Origin of the sequence: Moritella sp. PE36 (assembly GCF_000170855.1) — a bacterium.
Lineage (GTDB): Bacteria > Pseudomonadota > Gammaproteobacteria > Enterobacterales > Moritellaceae > Moritella.
This window is the reverse complement of record NZ_ABCQ01000001.1, coordinates 333105-349090: the sequence shown is the minus strand read 5'-3', so window position 1 is coordinate 349090 and position 15986 is coordinate 333105. Positions and strand designations below refer to the sequence as shown.

The following is a 15986-nucleotide window of genomic DNA, read 5'->3' as shown; positions in this document are numbered from 1 at the left end:
CACGCTAGTGTTACTGCTAGATATAGTCAAACAACTCTTTTACTGCACTATCTACGTCGGCAATAATGGTGGTGCTGGTCGGGGTAATGAAAATAGTATCATCGCCCGCAATGGTGCCTAAAATACCTTCTGTACGGCCTAATGAATCTAATAAACGTGCGATCAATTGCGCTGAGCCTGGGCTGGTTTGGATCACAATCAGACATTCATTATGGCTAATATCTAATACTAAAGTTTTTAATTGGCTGCTAATGGTTGGCACGCCTAACTCGGCTGGTAGGCAATAGACCATTTCATCTTTGGCATTGCGGGTGCGTACTGCACCAAATTTGCTGAGCATTCTTGAGACTTTTGATTGATTGACACTATCAAAGCCTTGCTCCTTTAGTGCATCCACAATCTCGCCTTGCGAGCCAAGATGCTCTTCTTTCAATAATCCTTTAAATGCTTTTACTAACAGATCTTGTTTTTCACTCATTTTTTTTACCATGTCAGTTGATTCATCTATAATTCAAGCTACAAATGTTAAATTCAATCCGACTTTATAATGAAACCTTAGCTAACGTTATAGCTTGTTCATAAAGTCAGTTACTAAATCACTCAGGTGAATAGCAAATAAATTTGACGCGTGATGAACTGAATAATTATGCATATGATACCAGCAGGGTATATTTGTATCTAGCTTATTTGGTTAATTCGGTGAATTTGCATAAAAACCGAGTTAAAGTGAATATTTATGTTGATCTCACAGTTTATTCGGTTATTATACTCGCATCTAGTGCAATTATATTCAGTTATCATTATGAGCATCGAACTAAAAAACATCTGTAAATCTTGGGGTCAACTTGATGTATTACAAAACATCGACCTTAAATGTGCGAAAGGCGAGACCTTAGTGCTGCTTGGTCCAAGCGGTGCCGGTAAGAGCTCTTTGTTGCGCATACTTAATTTACTTGATACGCCCGATAATGGTTCTATCAGTATTGCTGGTGAAACATTTGATTTTTCTGGCAAACTTAATGATAAACAATTAGCTAAGCGCAGCCAGATGTTAAGACGGAAAGTAGGTATGGTATTTCAACAATACAACCTATGGCCGCACATGTCTGTGATGGATAACTTAATTGAAGCACCCGTTAAGATTTTAAAGCAAACTAAACAACACGCTCGTGAAGAGGCCATGAAGATCCTTGAGAAATTACAACTAACTGATAAAGTTGATGTATTTCCATTAGCATTATCAGGTGGTCAACAGCAACGTGTCGCGATTGCACGTGCTTTAATGATGAAACCAGAAGTATTGTTATTTGATGAACCGACTGCGGCGTTAGATCCAGAGGTAACGAATCAAGTGGCTGAGATCATTAAATCACTGGCAAGTACCGGTATTACCCAGGTTGTTGTTACGCACGAAGTGGACTTCGCGCGTAAAGTCGCTAGTCAAGTTTGTTATCTGGAAAACGGTGAAATTGTTGAGTTTGGTGGTGCTGAGCACTTCCAGCAACCACAAACGCCACAGTTTACAAATTACTTAAAGCATTAATTTACAAATAATTTAAAACATTAGATTATTAAAAATATTAGGAATAGGACGACCCAAATGAAAAAATTACTCACAGCATTAATTCTAACTTCAGCAGCAGCGCAAGTAACAGCCGCAGAACAAATCAAATTTGTAACTGAAGCCACATACCCTCCATTTGAAATGATGGATGCAAACAACGAATTCCAGGGTTTTGATATTGATATCGCCCGCGCAGTTTGCAGTGAATTAAAAGCGGAATGTAGTTTTGCTAACCAATCATTTGATAGTCTGATCCCAAGCTTAAAGTTCCGTCGTTATGATGCAGCTATTGCGGCAATGGACGTAACGCCAGCACGTAAAAAACAAGTTGATTTCTCTGATATTTATTATGAAAACTCAGCGGTACTTGTGGCTGAAAAAGGTAAATACAATGTTGTTGCTGATTTATCCGGTAAAGCAGTAGGGGTACAAAACGGTACATCTCACCAAGCTTATATGACAGAAACATATGCCGATGAAAAAGTATTGTTACTTAACTTTCCATCGTACCAAAAAGCGTTTTTAGACCTTAAAAATGGTCGTATTAATGGTGTATTCGCAGATTCTGCAGTGGCGCACGATTGGTTGAGCAAACACAGTGGTGGTAACTATGAAACAGTGGGTAAAGCCGTGACTGACGAGAAATACTTTGGAGCTGGTTTTGCTATCGCAGTACGTAAAGGTAACGCTGAATTATTGACTAAACTGAACAAAGGTTTGCAAGCAATTAAAGCGAACGGTACTTACGATAAGATTTACGCAAAATACTTTGCTAAATAAGAAGTAACAGTGTTTAATCTCGACCTGCGTTGCAGTGCAATATCAGGGCATAACCGCCAAGTTATTGTGGTAACGAGATAATTCATTTTAAAGTGCCTTTTAGGGGCACTTTTTGTTTTTACGTCCGGAGTTTTTATGGATCTTTTGCAGCTTCAATTATTATTGGATGCAACAAAAATCACCCTTGGCCTCGCGCTAACATCCTTGCTGGTTGGCTTGGTTCTCGCCATTTTATTCTGTGTTGCAGAAATGCAGAAGAACCCACTTATTGCCAAGCCGATTAGTTTTTTCGTGACCGTGTTACGTGGTTTACCGGAGATATTGATCGTATTTTTCATTTTCTTCGGTGGCACCCATATCCTGTTTTTATTAACCGATGAGTATTATGACATCAGTCCGTTCTGGAGTGGTGTGGTGGCACTGTCGCTTATCTTTGCTTCTTATGCTTCGCAAACGTTACGCGCGGCCATTCAATCAGTATCCAAAGGCCAGCAACAAGGCGCGCAAGCATTGGGCATGGGGCCAGTGCGTTGTTTCTTGCGTATTACCTTGCCGCAAGCATGGCGTTTGGCCTTACCGGGTTTAGGCAATCAATGGATGGTACTGCTAAAAGATACCGCGTTAGTCTCCCTGATTGGGGTAACGGATTTGATGAAACAAGCAGATTTATTATCAGGTAGTACCTATAAGCCCTTTACCTTTTTGGTGGCAGCTGCGGCGATTTACCTGATTATTACTTTAATTAGTCAATGGTTGTTAAAGCACCTTGATAATTACATTAACCGTTTTGATGCCGGAGTAGCAAAATGACGTTAGATCACTTCTGGTTATTATTTAACGGTTTGAGCACTACCCTTGAAATTACCTTTTTCAGCTTATTGTTTGGTTCTATGATCGCGGTGTTATTAACGCTGGCGATGATCAATAAGATCCCGGGATTAAACTTATTGGCTCGGGCTATTATTTTGGTGTTTACCGGTACCCCGTTATTGATCCAAATCTTCTTGGTATACAGTGGTCCGTCCCAGTTTGAGTGGATCAAAGACAGTTTCTTATGGGATTACCTGCGTCAGGCTAAGATTTGCGCCATTATAGCCTTATCCTTTAATACTGCCGCTTATTCATCGCTGTTATTTAAAGGGGCGATTGAATCGGTACCTCGTGGCGAATGGGATGCCTGTAATGCGCTGGGTATGAATCGCAGGCAAACCTTGGCGGTTATCGTGCCACATGCGATACGCCGGGTATTACCGTCTTATTCTAATGAAGTGATCTTGGTACTTAAAGGTACCTCATTAGCCAGTTCGATCACGATCATGGATGTGATGGGTTATGCCAATCAAATAAATGGTCAAACCTATGATGCGTTAATGGCATTCTCTGCTGCGGGTATAATCTACCTCGGCATGAATGGTATCTTGATATTGATATTTAAACAGTTAGAGAAAAAAGCCCTCGCATTCCAATCTTAATAGACACTGCTATTTGTTCACTCATCTTGTTACTGATGCCTGTCATAACGATGAGTGAGCATATTATGCCATTTCACCTGAAAGCTAATGCCTGCTAGATAGAAAGCTAATCCCTTAAAACCCCTGTGTAATTCATTTATTTACCGTGCATATCCGTGTTGTTAATTGTTTTTTAGTCAATGTTGCAGTAAGGTAGCAGTGATTAAAGGAATTTGTGAATATTGTATTCTACATAAACAATTAAGATAATGGAGACGTCTATGAAAGTTGCTGTATTAGGTGCTGCTGGTGGTATCGGTCAAGCTTTAGCCCTACTTTTGAAAACTCAACTACCTGCTGGTTCTGATTTATCACTTTATGATATCGCACCAGTAACTCCAGGTGTTGCTGTTGATTTAAGCCACATCCCTACAGACGTTACTATTGCTGGTTTTGCTGGTACAGATCCTACTGAAGCACTTGTTGGTGCTGACGTGGTACTTATCTCTGCGGGTGTTGCTCGTAAACCAGGTATGGACCGTTCAGATCTATTCAATATCAATGCTGGGATCATCAAAAATCTAGCCGCTAAATGTGCTGAAGTATGTCCAAATGCATGTATCGGTATTATTACTAACCCAGTAAACACAACTGTGCCAATCGCTGCTGAAGTACTTAAGCAAGCAGGCGTTTATGACAAACGTAAACTATTCGGTATCACAACGCTGGATGTTATCCGTTCTGAAACTTTTGTAAGTGCGCTTAAAGGCATTTCACTTGCTGACGTTGAAGTACCAGTAATTGGTGGTCACTCAGGCGTAACAATTCTGCCGCTACTGTCTCAAGTTAAAGGCGTTGAATTTACTGCTGAAGAAGTTGTTGCATTAACAGCTCGTATTCAAAATGCAGGTACTGAAGTTGTTGAAGCTAAAGCGGGTGGCGGTTCTGCGACACTTTCTATGGGTCAAGCGGCTGCTCGTTTCGGTCTTTCTCTTGTTCGCGCATTACAAGGTGAAGAAGGTATTGTTGAATGTACTTATGTTGACGGTGGCTCTGAGCACGCAACATTCTTCGCTCAACCTGTTCTTTTAGGTAAAAACGGCGTTGAAGAAGTACTAGCATACGGTGAGCTAAGCGAATTTGAAGCAAGCGCACGTGATGCAATGTTAGAAGAACTAAAAGCGAACATCACGCTAGGTGAAGAATTCGTTGCTGGTTAATCATTACATTTAGCCTGTTAGGTTAAAGCTGATGACAATTGAAACCCAAGTTATTTAACTTGGGTTTTTTTATTTAAGAAAACGACAGATTGGTCGATATAACTATGACCACCGTAATTATTATCGCTGCAAATTTTCTCTTAGGTTGATTGATATGCTTATAACACCGACAACGCGACTCACAACAATTTGTCATTACGTGAAAACGGCCACTTTTTATTATGTAAAAATGACAGTGTTAGTCACGTGCACGAGTGTATCTTTATTGGCGATGAATGCCGCTAATGCGGATGTAAACGATAACGATAACCAAACTGTGTCGAGTCAATCGATAGCAAGTCAATCCGTTGGCGTGAAAGAACAACGTATTACTGACAGTGGTAAGCGTGCTGTTGCGGCTGAAAAAGCCGGTAACGTAACCTCTAAATACAGTGATTACCCCAGTGTTATTGAGTTATATAGCGATGATGAACTGAACCAGTTAATTGCAGATAATACCCACCTTAAACGCGTGCGAGCAGATGAGTGTCAGCTGGTTGCTGATATTAAAGTTCGTGCGGAATTAGTGAAATTGCCAACCTACCAATTCCTATGGGGCGATATGTTAGCCTGGGGGGTCTGTGTTGATAAGAATGCTGAGTTAGGCATTTACTTCATGCGTGCCGCCGCAAGACAGGGTCTACCGCGTGCATTAGAACAGCTTGGCCGTTATTATGTACAAGGTAAATTTGTACAACAAGATATAGAACGCGCGTTACCGTTATTTGAACAATCGGCGAAGCTTGGATTTTTACCGGCCAAAGTGCAGTGGGCTGAGCTCTTAATCAAAGGCTATGGCAGCCCTTATGATTATCAAGCCGCATACAGTTATTTGTATAATACCGTAACCGCTGATGTTAAGATGCACAACAAATTGACCATATTACTCGCGCAGTTAGAAAATTTAATGCCTAAACGCGTGGTTATAGCAGCAAAAAATGCCGCTAAGTACAATTAAGCATGATGAATTAAATATCCCTAAAAGCTAACAGAATAATCATTTAGAGTTAGTTTCGATTCGATCCCATGCTCATTTGGCACTATCCTTCTCGTATACCGACTTACTTAGGGCACAAAACTGTATCCTAATGTGCTTTGGGTATATAATCCGAGCTATATACCTACCAATTTGGACCTTCTATGAGTAAAGACCCTTTCCATACGCGCGAGCAGGAAAAATACAGCAATCCTATTCCTAGTCGAGAATTTATTCTTGATTATCTTCGTAGCCTAGATAATCCGATTAATCGCGAGCAAATATTTGCCGGATTAACGTTAAAAGGTGAAGAGCACGAAGAAGCTTTACGTCGTCGTTTACGGGCGATGGAACGTGATGGACAGTTAATTTTTGCTCGTAACAGAACCTATGAGTTACCTGAAAACTTAGACCTGTTAGAAGGTTTAGTTTTAGGTCATCGTGATGGTTTTGGCTTTTTCCGTCCTGATGATGGTGGTAAAGATTTATTTATCTCTATCCGTCAAATGTCGACGTTATTCCATGGCGATCGTATTCTTGCGCAGCCAGTAAAAGAAGAATTTAAAGGCCGTAAAGAAGCACGTTTCGTCCGTCTATTAGATGCTGAACCACTACAACTTGTTGGTCGTGTTTATTTAGATAAAGGCATTGCCTTTGTACGTCCAGATGACAGCCGTATTAAACAAGAAGTGCGTATCAGCGATGAAGAACGTCTGGGTGCACGTGCTGGCCAAATGGTTGTGGTTGAAGTATTAAAACGTCCTACTTATAACTTACCTGCACTGGGTAAAGTGGTCGAAGTACTGGGTGAAAATATGGCACCAGGTATGGAAATTCAAGTGGCGATCCGTACCCATGATATTCCCCATGTATGGCCAGAACATATTCTTGAAGACATGGAAAAACTGTCTCCAGAAGTACCTGACGAATCAAAATTAAACCGTGTTGATTTACGTGACTTACCGTTATTAACGATTGATGGCGAAGATGCCCGCGATTTCGATGATGCGGTATTCTGTGAACGTAAAAAAAGCGGTGGCTGGCGTTTATGGGTAGCTATTGCTGACGTAAGTTCATACGTGCAAACGAATTCTGATTTAGATTTAGAAGCACAAGGCCGTGGTAACTCGGTGTACTTCCCAGAACAAGTAGTGCCTATGCTGCCAGAAGTATTATCTAATGGCTTATGCTCGCTAAATCCACATGTTGACCGTCTATGTATGGTTTGTGAAATGACCATTTCTGATGCGGGTCGTTTGTCGGGTTATAAATTTTACGAAGCTGTGATGAACTCGCATGCCCGTTTGACGTATACCAAAGTAGCCAATATTCTTGATGGTGATACTGAACTTCGTGATGAATACCAAGCGGTAGTGCCACATCTTCACGAATTGCATAACATGTATAAAGTGTTGAAAAAAGCACGTTCTGAACGTGGTGCTATTGAATTTGAAACGTTAGAAACGCGTTTTGTATTTAATGAACACCGTAAAATCGATAAGATCGTACCGGTAGTGCGTAACGATGCGCATAAACTGATCGAAGAATGCATGATCTTAGCGAACGTGTCAGCAGCCCGCTTTGTGAGCAAGCATAAAGCCGCTTCATTATTACGTGTGCATGATACTCCAGGTGAAGAGAAACTGGTTAACTTCAGAAACTTCTTGAATGAAACTGGTTTAGAGTTAAGAGGTGGTTTGAAACCAACACCATTGGATTACGCTGATTTGATTGGCCGTATTCAAGATCGTCCGGATAAAGAACTTATTCAAACTATGTTGTTACGTTCAATGAAACAAGCGGTATACCAAGCTGAGAACAACGGTCACTTTGGTCTAGCATTAACAGCATATGGTCACTTTACGTCACCAATTCGTCGTTACCCTGATTTAGTATTACACCGTGCGATCAAGTTTGAAATTGCGAACCAAGCGGCAGTTAAAGCAGGCGAGCCATTAACCCAGCGTTGGACTAGCACTGGCGGTTATTGCTACCAAGTATCTGATGTTGAGACACTCGGTGAGCATTGCTCATTAACAGAACGTCGTGCCGATGATGCAACGCGTGATGTATCCGATTTCTTGAAATGTGAATATATGCAAGATCACCTTGGTGATACATTCGAAGGTGTGATTGCTGCGGTAACTAACTTTGGTTTCTTTGTGCGTATCAAAAACTTAAACATCGATGGCTTGGTACATGTATCTAGCTTACGTGGTGATTATTATAACTTTGATGGCGGACGTCAAACCTTGCGTGGCGAGAAAAGCGGTGTTGAATATCGCATTGGCGATCAGGTTGAAGTGAAAGTCTTAGCGATCAACATGAACGATAAGAAGATTGACCTTGAGATAGCGGGTGCTGTACAACACAGCCGTCGTAGTAAACGCAAACCAGCTGAATTTTCAGGTAAACGTAAGACTGAAGGCGCAAAAGAAAAATCGGCTAAAAAGACTAAATTAAAGTTAAAAACCAATAGTGATGTTGTGGCGAGTGCGGCTGATAAAGCGCGCGTTGCTGCGAAGTTAAAGCCACAAACAGGCGATGCTGTAGAACAGGGTACATCACCAGTCGATGTAGTTAAACCGAAAGGCAAGACCAAGCCAGCGAAGAAAAAAGTAAAAGCTAAGGCTAAATCACGCCCAGGCAGAGCTGAGCGTTCAAAGCAAAAAGCAAATACTAATAAATAGTAATAGTAATAATAGTGACAAGGTAGAGAGATACAATGAGCAGTGAACTAATTTTCGGTATTCATGCAGTTAAATCATTATTGGAGCATGAACCAGAGCGCTTCATTGAAGTATATGCATTAAAAGGACGTGAAGATGATCGTCTAACACCATTAATCGAAGAATTAAATGATATTGGTATTTCAGTGCAATTGGTTAACCGTAACACACTGGATAAGAAGTGCGACGGCGGCCGTCATAACGGTGTATTAGCGCGCGTTAAAGAAGGTAAGAAATTAAACGAATCTGATCTAGATACGTTACTTAATCGTCTTGAAGAAAAAGAACAACATCCATTATTACTGATTCTTGATGGTGTTACTGATCCGCACAACCTAGGTGCTTGTTTACGTAGTGCTGATGCGGCTGGTGTTCACGCCGTGATCGTACCAAAAGATAAATCAGTACAACTGACATCTGTGGTGCGTAAAGTAGCCTGTGGCGCAGCAGAAACAGTGCCACTGATTGCAGTGACAAATCTTGCACGTACTATGCGTGAACTACAAGATCGTCGTATCTGGATTGTCGGTACTGCTGGCGAAGCAACACAAGATTTATACCAACCTAAGCTAACGGGTCCATTAGCAATTGCGATGGGTGCGGAAGAAAAAGGTCTGCGTCGTTTAACGCGTGAACATTGTGATGAACTAATTAGCATCCCAATGGCGGGTAGTGTTTCAAGCTTGAACGTATCGGTAGCAACCGGTATTTGCTTGTTTGAAGTTGTACGTCAACGTCAGGCTAAATAATCCTACATTGTGGTTTAACCAATCGGTTTTACAACAATAAGTTGATATAAAAAAAGCGTCCAATCAATGGACGCTTTTTTATTAACTCTATTTTATGAACTAAAGTTTTTATCGACTATCGTTCGCGGAGTGATGCTACTCGTTAGCCGAATACTCTAGGCTATTAAGCATCCATTACGTCTGAGGCAGCGCTTTTACCGTCACTATCGATATGGGTTTCGCTACTCGTAATTTTACGGCCTCTTGGCATCTTCACCACCATAGTCTTGGCTAAGTCATCATGCAGGCAGCGACGTTTGTCACCTCTAAAAATAGCCAAGAAATTACTAATAGTAATAATAAAGCCAAAAAATGGCAGATAAGCCGCGACCCAAAATGGCAGGTAACGCTTAAGAATGATGTCTTGCAAGCTTAGGCGTTGGCCATTTTCACCGACCACGGCAATCCCAACAATACGTTTACCTAAGGTTTGACCGTACTCTTTAAGCAGGTAACTGTTTAAAGCCATAAATAGCAGGATTTCAAGTAACGAGACTTTGACTTGAGTCGCGAAGGAGATCGTGAAGTTTTCATCGATACCGCCACTTAAATTCAATAAATCAAAACCAAGAATAAACGGGACTAACATAATAGTCGGAAAAACGATTTTATCTAATATTGCTGCTTGAAAGCGTTGAGCTAACGTAGCAAGTTCAACATACTGGCGAGATGACGACGGTTCAGGTTGCATATGACTTCTATAAATTAGTTAACAGGAGTTAGACCTAGATGATAATCAATCCTTAGCGTAACAATCAAGATTTACTCGCACTTATTTATTCAATCCAAGTTTTGCGCCACAGGGTAAAGATTATTGTTATCATGCTCGGTGATGTTTAATTTTAGTATATGGGATGAATTATGACTTGGATGTGTTGTCAGTTTAACGAATTATCGAGTTTGCAACTTTATGATGTATTGCAATTACGCTCAGCTATTTTTGTCGTCGAACAAGACTGTGCTTATCAAGATATTGATGGTTTAGATACGCATCCTGAGACCCGCCATTTATTGCATTATAATGAAGCGGGTGAGTTATTTGCTTATCTGCGTATCTTAGCGGCAGGTGTCAGTTATCCGGATGTGGCGATTGGCCGTGTGGTGACGGCCGCATCTGGGCGTGGACAAGGACTCGGCCATCAATTATTAGATCGTGGTATTAATGCTGCAAAATCAGTGTGGCCAGAACAGGACTTATATCTGTCAGCACAAGCTCATCTGCAACATTATTATCAACGCTATGGTTTTGTTACTGAGACGGCAGAATATTTGGAAGATGGAATTCCCCACGTTGGTATGCGCTGGCAAGCGAATGCTGAGTATTCGAAAAGCTCATAACAAACAAGACTAATAACATGCACGATAACATGTACGGTGATAGTGTTTTGATCATAACAAGTCCTTGTTAATGGCAGCATATTGTTGCCGTGATAATGTCTATGGTAACTGCGTATGCATTATTTAATATGGCACATATTATTCATTGTTTTTTACAGTTTGATGATAAAAACATAAATCAGCATTTGTTATTAATACTTTTATTTATCAATAATTAAAAGATGAATTTTGATTAATGCTTTAGGCTTAATACTTTTATGGGCAGGAACTACACCCAAGTTACTTCAAGTATAAATGTAAATATTTACGATTATCTGCGTTGTCGAGTTGTATTGTGGGGAGTGACACTATATAATTCGCGGTCTCAAAATTAGTCAATTTTCTATACGTTCCTTGCCTCGATGGACCGACTAAGCCAGAGCCGAGGCTGATTAAACCCGTGAGGAGCTTACGATGCGTCATTACGAAATCGTATTTATGGTTCACCCAGATCAGAGTGAACAAGTTGCAGGCATGATTGAGCGTTACAGCGCAGTTGTTACTGAAGCAAATGGTACTATCCACCGTCTAGAAGACTGGGGTCGTCGCCAATTAGCATACCCAATCAACAAACTTCATAAAGCTCACTATGTTCTTATGAACATTGAAGCTGGCCAAGATGTTATTGATGAGCTAGAAAATAACTTCCGCTTTAACGACGCTGTTATCCGTAGCATGTTCCTACGTACTAAAGGTGTTGTTACTGAAGCTTCTCCAATGGCTAAAGCTAAAGAAGAACGCCGTGAAGCGCCTGCTGCTACTACTACAGAAGCACCAGCTGCTAAATAATAGCGTTTTAGCTATAGGTATTTGTTTGTTGGATAACATTTAGTTATCCAATTTGTTGAGAAGATTTTAGGAGATTTTCATTATGGCACGTTTTTTCCGTCGTCGTAAATTCTGTCGTTTCACTTCTGAAGGTGTTACGGAGATTGATTATAAAGATATCGCTACGTTAAAAAATTACGTAACTGAAAGCGGTAAAATTGTACCAAGTCGTATTACTGGCACACGTGCTAAGTACCAACGTCAACTTGGTCGTGCGATCAAACGCGCACGTTACTTGTCTCTACTTCCATACACTGACTTACATAAGTAAGCTTTTGTTTGGTCGTCAAGACTAACTCTACATTTCTGAGGAAAGGTAATGAAAGTAATTTTATTGGACAAGATCGCTAAATTAGGTAAATTAGGCGAGACTGTTAACGTTAAAGCTGGTTATGCTCGTAACTTCCTTTTACCAAAAGGTAAAGCGGTTCTAGCAACTAAAGCAAACGTTGAATCTTTCGAAGCACGTCGTGCTGAACTAGAAGCTAAAGTAGCTGCTGTTAAAGCAACTGCTGAAGCTAAAGCTGCAACAATCAACGCTCTAGAAGCTGTTGTAATTGCAACTAAAGCTGGTGACGAAGGTAAACTATTCGGTTCTATCGGTACTCGTGACATCGCTGATGCGATCGTTGCTGCTGGTGTTGAAGTTGCTAAAAGTGAAGTTCGTCTTCCTGAAGGCGCTTTACGTACTCTTGGTGCGTTCGAAATCAGCATCCAAGTACACAGCGAAGTATTCGCTACAGTGAACTTAGAAGTTGTAGCTACAGCTTAATTTAAAGTTTAACTTTAGATTAATCTTAGTAAAAAGCCATGGTGTAAACCATGGCTTTTTTTATGCCTGTAATTTGAGAGTCGAGCGATGTGATAAACGGCGTTCTCAACACCGTCAGGAAAAATAACTGTTAGCGGACTATTTGGGATAACCGGTACTATTTTGGGTAGCCAGTGATGGTACGAATAGACTGGTATAACGGCTGCAGTTGTTTATACATCTTCAAATAGACTTGCTTATAAAGTGCATCATAAGTCGCCACGACCTCTGGCTGCGGTTGAAATACCTTATTTACCCGCGTCATCCCCGCAATCGCCTGATCAAAATCAGCATAAATCCCAAGTCCAACTGCTGTCACAATAGCGGCACCTAAACCCGATGTTTCAAAGGTATGCGGGCGTTCTGCTGGCATGTTAAAAATATTGGCGGTTAACTGCATCGCCACATCGCTTTGTGAGCCACCACCAGATACCCGCAGTGTGGTTATTTTAACCTTGTTACGTTTGCTGATCCGCTCTTTACCTTCGCGTAATGCATAGGCCAGTCCTTCTAAGATCGCCCGGTAAATATGGGTTCGCGTATGCACATCGCCAAAACCAATAATACCGCCTTTAGCTTCAGGACCCGGATCGCGCGCACCAGGTGTCCAATAGGGTTGTAACATCAGCCCCATAGAACCGGCTGGAATGTCTGCGACTAAGCGATCGAATAATACTTCTGGGGCAATACCTTCGGCATCCGCGAGATGTTGTTCCCGTAAACCAAACTCTTTTTTAAACCAACTGATCAACCAAAAACCACGATAAATCATCACCTCGGAAGAATAATGGCGTGGGATCGCGGAAGGAAATGGCGGTAAATGCGGCGTTGCTTCCACGTATTTGTCTGTGGTGATATTAATGGTCGCCGTGGTGCCATAACTTAAACAAGCGATATGGGGACGGTTACCACCAGAGCCGATAATTTCGCAAGCTTTGTCTGATGCCGAGGCTATCACCGGTAATCCAGCCGGAATACCGGTATACGCGGCGGCATCTTCGGTGACATGACCGATAAGTTCGCCGGGTTCGATCAGTTTAGGTAACATTTTCGGATCTATCGCTAACATATCCCAACGCCAATCCGATTTTTTTAACCACGCTAGTTTTTTGTAATCAAACGGAATATAACCGACTTGGCTGCCAATTGAATCAACAACATTGTCGGTAAATTTATAATTTAAAAAACCCGATAACAGTAGATACTTGGATGTATCACGCCAGATGTCGGGCTGGTTTTGACGGATCCAAATGGCTTGTGATTTTTCTTGAAAACGTTGAATAATGTCTTCGACACGGGCAATTTTAAATAACCAGTTCCAAGGCCATTGAATGCTTTCTTGTTGCGCATGACGTTGATCTAACCAGATGATCGCTGGGCGTAATGCGTTACCATCACTATCGAGGTTGATCACTGTGCCGCGTTGGGTGGTGATCGACATACCGGCAATATCTTGTTTACCGATCTCGGGGTATTGTTTCAGATCTTGCCAGAGTAAATCACAGGCCTGTTTGACGGCTAGCCAGTAGTAATCAGGATCCTGCTCGGCCCAACCAGGCTGCTCTGAAAAGTAAGGGGTGATCACTTGCTGGCCTTTGGCGATCAAATTGCCTTGCTGATCAAAAAGTAGTGCGCGAACACTTTGCGTGCCATTATCAATACTTAACAAATAACCTTGTTGTCGGTCCGATGTTAATCGTGATGTTGCTGGAGTACTACTGTCCATGTAAATTCTCTCTGACTAAGTTAGTTGGCAACTGCGTTAGCTGAACTAACGTCCTGTGTTGATAAAAGCTGGCGATGTTTTGGCAAACTATAGTAACGCTGAATGATGCCTTGATAGCGACTTAGCTCTTGTTGCCACTGACCTTCATTCCAGTGTAACGCGGTTTGGCAAAGCGGCTGTAATTGCCCGAATAACTGTTCGCCGCCTGCCGCTAATAATAACCCGATGCGAGTACGACGTAACAGTAGATCATCAAGGTGAACCACCATTTCGTGCTGCAAGCTCCATTTAAGCTCGGCAAGTAGGGTATTGGTACTGCCAATTGGTCTAAGTTCATTGTGTTCAGCGTTATTGATCAAGTGACTGTAGTGTTTACCATACTGACTTTTTAACCGCTGTATCTGTTGCGGATGTAAGATGCTGTCGACGGGTGTATCTGGGATAGTTTGAAATAGTTTGGCCGCTTGTAAGTCGATCAAGTTCATATCTGGCAAGTAATGCTGCGCGACTTTTAATACATCGAGCGCGATCAATCTGAAGGTGGTGAGTTTGCCGCCAGCAACACTGATCAAGCCTTGTTCATTCCAGATCGAATGCTCACGTTTTTCATCTGAGGGTTTGGTCTTTTTCAGCTGTTTTTTGTTACTGGCATCGTTACTCACCACTGGGCGGATCCCGGCGTAGGTAGAGATCACATCGCTTTCGGTGATATCCGCTTGTGGGAACTGCTTATTGATTCCGGTAAGTAAGTAATCTACTTCGTTTTGACTGATACAGGGCTGTTGATCTAAATCGCTATCATGATCAAGATCCGTGGTACCAATCACAGTGCTATTTTCCCAAGGAAAAGCAAAGATAGGTCGTTTGTCTTCAGGGTGGAAGTAGCTAACTGAATAGGCCAGTGGCAATCGCCAACTAGGGACGATTAAATGGCTGCCTCGTAACGGTCTAATGGCTTTTTTGGCGTGCAGTTGCTGGCGCAATTTATCGGTCCAAGGCCCTGTGGCATTGATCACCACTTTTGCTTGGAGATTAAATTTTTGCCCAGATACCTGGTCCGCAACGTTAACGCCAGTCACTGCATCTGCCGTGAGAATGATGTGTTCAGCGCTAAGATAATTGATCGCTGTGCCACCACATTCCTGCGCTTCTTGTAATACCCGCATCACCAATCTTGCATCATCCGTGACAGCATCAGCGAATTGGGTTGCTCCTTGTAGTTTGTTCTGCTCAATCCCTGGTGCATGGAAGTCAGCAATGCCATGATTAATATAACTGTGATTACGTTTGCCTCCAATCCAATCGTAGATGGTCAGTAAACTATTAAACACCAATGGTCCCGGAAATTGATATTTATAATGGCCCATCAAAAATTGCAGTGGATTGACTAAACCAGGTAATTCGTTAAGTAATTTTTCGCGTTCCGTCACGGCATCTTTAGTCATATTATATTGACCGCTGCCCAAATAGCGTAATCCACCATGCACCATTTTTGAGGATTTGCTGGATGCCCCCCAAGCAAAGTCTTGTTGTTCAATTAACAAGACTTTTAATCCGGCTTGGCTGGCGGTTAACAGGATACCGGCACCGGTAATACCGCCACCCACGACGATCATATCCCACACCGTATTATCCGCGCCTTGTTGGAGCTGAGAGAGGCGCTGTGCGCGATTAAAACTGGCTAATACATGACTCAT

General features: G+C 41.9%; 16 protein-coding genes. 12 read left to right on the top strand and 4 right to left on the bottom strand.

The window, feature by feature from the left end:
* Positions 1–16 precede the first annotated feature (16 nt).
* On the bottom strand, positions 17–478 hold the full coding sequence (gene argR / locus PE36_RS01610) for a transcriptional regulator ArgR (protein WP_043993604.1): 462 nt from the start codon (positions 476–478) through the stop codon (positions 17–19).
* A gap of 324 nt (positions 479–802) precedes the next feature.
* Here argR and artP point away from each other — a divergent pair, with 324 nt between their 5' ends.
* From artP to rlmB, 8 genes are all read left to right on the top strand, one after another.
* On the top strand, positions 803–1543 hold the full coding sequence (gene artP / locus PE36_RS01605) for an arginine ABC transporter ATP-binding protein ArtP (protein WP_006030185.1): 741 nt from the start codon (positions 803–805) through the stop codon (positions 1541–1543).
* Positions 1544–1600: 57 nt separating this feature from the next.
* Positions 1601–2344, top strand: coding sequence for a lysine/arginine/ornithine ABC transporter substrate-binding protein (locus tag PE36_RS01600; protein ID WP_006030184.1), 744 nt, complete (start codon positions 1601–1603; stop codon positions 2342–2344).
* Between the two features lie 135 nt (positions 2345–2479).
* Positions 2480–3154, top strand: coding sequence for an arginine ABC transporter permease ArtQ (artQ, locus tag PE36_RS01595; RefSeq protein ID WP_006030183.1), 675 nt, complete (start codon positions 2480–2482; stop codon positions 3152–3154).
* Positions 3151–3816: an arginine ABC transporter permease ArtM gene (gene artM, locus PE36_RS01590; protein WP_006030182.1), complete on the top strand. Its 666-nt coding sequence runs from the start codon at positions 3151–3153 to the stop codon at positions 3814–3816. Before artQ ends, artM begins: the two co-directional genes overlap by 4 nt.
* Before the next feature lie 260 nt (positions 3817–4076).
* Positions 4077–5015, top strand: a complete 939-nt coding sequence (gene mdh / locus PE36_RS01585; RefSeq protein WP_006030181.1) for a malate dehydrogenase — start codon at positions 4077–4079, stop codon at positions 5013–5015.
* Between the two features lie 154 nt (positions 5016–5169).
* The gene (locus PE36_RS01580) at positions 5170–6012 is read left to right on the top strand and encodes a tetratricopeptide repeat protein (protein ID WP_043993602.1); all 843 of its coding nucleotides are present in this window, start codon (positions 5170–5172) and stop codon (positions 6010–6012) included.
* A 182-nt stretch (positions 6013–6194) separates the two neighbouring features.
* A complete protein-coding gene (gene rnr, locus PE36_RS01575) occupies positions 6195–8720 on the top strand; it encodes a ribonuclease R (RefSeq protein ID WP_006030179.1) in 2526 nt (841 codons plus the stop codon).
* A gap of 35 nt (positions 8721–8755) precedes the next feature.
* Complete coding sequence (rlmB, locus tag PE36_RS01570; protein ID WP_006030178.1) at positions 8756–9508, top strand: 23S rRNA (guanosine(2251)-2'-O)-methyltransferase RlmB; 753 nt, start codon at positions 8756–8758, stop codon at positions 9506–9508.
* Positions 9509–9671: 163 nt separating this feature from the next.
* On the opposite strand, the gene PE36_RS01565 is transcribed toward rlmB, so the two are convergent.
* Positions 9672–10238, bottom strand: coding sequence for an RDD family protein (locus PE36_RS01565; protein WP_006030177.1), 567 nt, complete (start codon positions 10236–10238; stop codon positions 9672–9674).
* Between the two features lie 170 nt (positions 10239–10408).
* Between PE36_RS01565 and PE36_RS01560 the strand changes: the two genes are divergently transcribed.
* The 4 genes from PE36_RS01560 (at position 10409) to rplI (ending at position 12524) form a co-directional block, all read left to right on the top strand.
* Complete coding sequence (locus PE36_RS01560) at positions 10409–10885, top strand: GNAT family N-acetyltransferase (protein ID WP_043993601.1); 477 nt, start codon at positions 10409–10411, stop codon at positions 10883–10885.
* A gap of 453 nt (positions 10886–11338) precedes the next feature.
* Complete coding sequence (rpsF, locus tag PE36_RS01555; protein WP_006030174.1) at positions 11339–11713, top strand: 30S ribosomal protein S6; 375 nt, start codon at positions 11339–11341, stop codon at positions 11711–11713.
* Positions 11714–11795: 82 nt separating this feature from the next.
* Complete coding sequence (gene rpsR / locus PE36_RS01550) at positions 11796–12023, top strand: 30S ribosomal protein S18 (protein WP_006030173.1); 228 nt, start codon at positions 11796–11798, stop codon at positions 12021–12023.
* Positions 12024–12071: 48 nt separating this feature from the next.
* Positions 12072–12524 (top strand): 50S ribosomal protein L9, encoded by a 453-nt coding sequence (rplI, locus tag PE36_RS01545; protein ID WP_006030172.1) that lies wholly within the window; start codon positions 12072–12074, stop codon positions 12522–12524.
* 157 nt (positions 12525–12681) lie between these two features.
* Here rplI and PE36_RS01540 read toward each other — a convergent pair whose 3' ends face one another.
* On the bottom strand, positions 12682–14289 hold the full coding sequence (locus tag PE36_RS01540; protein WP_006030171.1) for an FGGY-family carbohydrate kinase: 1608 nt from the start codon (positions 14287–14289) through the stop codon (positions 12682–12684).
* A 20-nt stretch (positions 14290–14309) separates the two neighbouring features.
* A complete protein-coding gene (locus tag PE36_RS01535) occupies positions 14310–15986 on the bottom strand; it encodes a glycerol-3-phosphate dehydrogenase/oxidase (RefSeq protein WP_006030170.1) in 1677 nt (558 codons plus the stop codon).

Bases quoted from the DNA above. Each gene is read 5' to 3' on its own strand.
- argR (WP_043993604.1), bottom strand. From the start codon at position 478: ATGAGTGAAAAACAAGATCTGTTAGTAAAAGCATTTAAAGGATTATTG.
- artP (WP_006030185.1), top strand. From the start codon at position 803: ATGAGCATCGAACTAAAAAACATCTGTAAATCTTGGGGTCAACTTGAT.
- PE36_RS01600 (WP_006030184.1), top strand. From the start codon at position 1,601: ATGAAAAAATTACTCACAGCATTAATTCTAACTTCAGCAGCAGCGCAA.
- artQ (WP_006030183.1), top strand. From the start codon at position 2,480: ATGGATCTTTTGCAGCTTCAATTATTATTGGATGCAACAAAAATCACC.
- artM (WP_006030182.1), top strand. From the start codon at position 3,151: ATGACGTTAGATCACTTCTGGTTATTATTTAACGGTTTGAGCACTACC.
- mdh (WP_006030181.1), top strand. From the start codon at position 4,077: ATGAAAGTTGCTGTATTAGGTGCTGCTGGTGGTATCGGTCAAGCTTTA.
- PE36_RS01580 (WP_043993602.1), top strand. From the start codon at position 5,170: ATGCTTATAACACCGACAACGCGACTCACAACAATTTGTCATTACGTG.
- rnr (WP_006030179.1), top strand. From the start codon at position 6,195: ATGAGTAAAGACCCTTTCCATACGCGCGAGCAGGAAAAATACAGCAAT.
- rlmB (WP_006030178.1), top strand. From the start codon at position 8,756: ATGAGCAGTGAACTAATTTTCGGTATTCATGCAGTTAAATCATTATTG.
- PE36_RS01565 (WP_006030177.1), bottom strand. From the start codon at position 10,238: ATGCAACCTGAACCGTCGTCATCTCGCCAGTATGTTGAACTTGCTACG.
- PE36_RS01560 (WP_043993601.1), top strand. From the start codon at position 10,409: ATGACTTGGATGTGTTGTCAGTTTAACGAATTATCGAGTTTGCAACTT.
- rpsF (WP_006030174.1), top strand. From the start codon at position 11,339: ATGCGTCATTACGAAATCGTATTTATGGTTCACCCAGATCAGAGTGAA.
- rpsR (WP_006030173.1), top strand. From the start codon at position 11,796: ATGGCACGTTTTTTCCGTCGTCGTAAATTCTGTCGTTTCACTTCTGAA.
- rplI (WP_006030172.1), top strand. From the start codon at position 12,072: ATGAAAGTAATTTTATTGGACAAGATCGCTAAATTAGGTAAATTAGGC.
- PE36_RS01540 (WP_006030171.1), bottom strand. From the start codon at position 14,289: ATGGACAGTAGTACTCCAGCAACATCACGATTAACATCGGACCGACAA.
- PE36_RS01535 (WP_006030170.1), bottom strand. From the start codon at position 15,986: ATGAGTCATGTATTAGCCAGTTTTAATCGCGCACAGCGCCTCTCTCAG.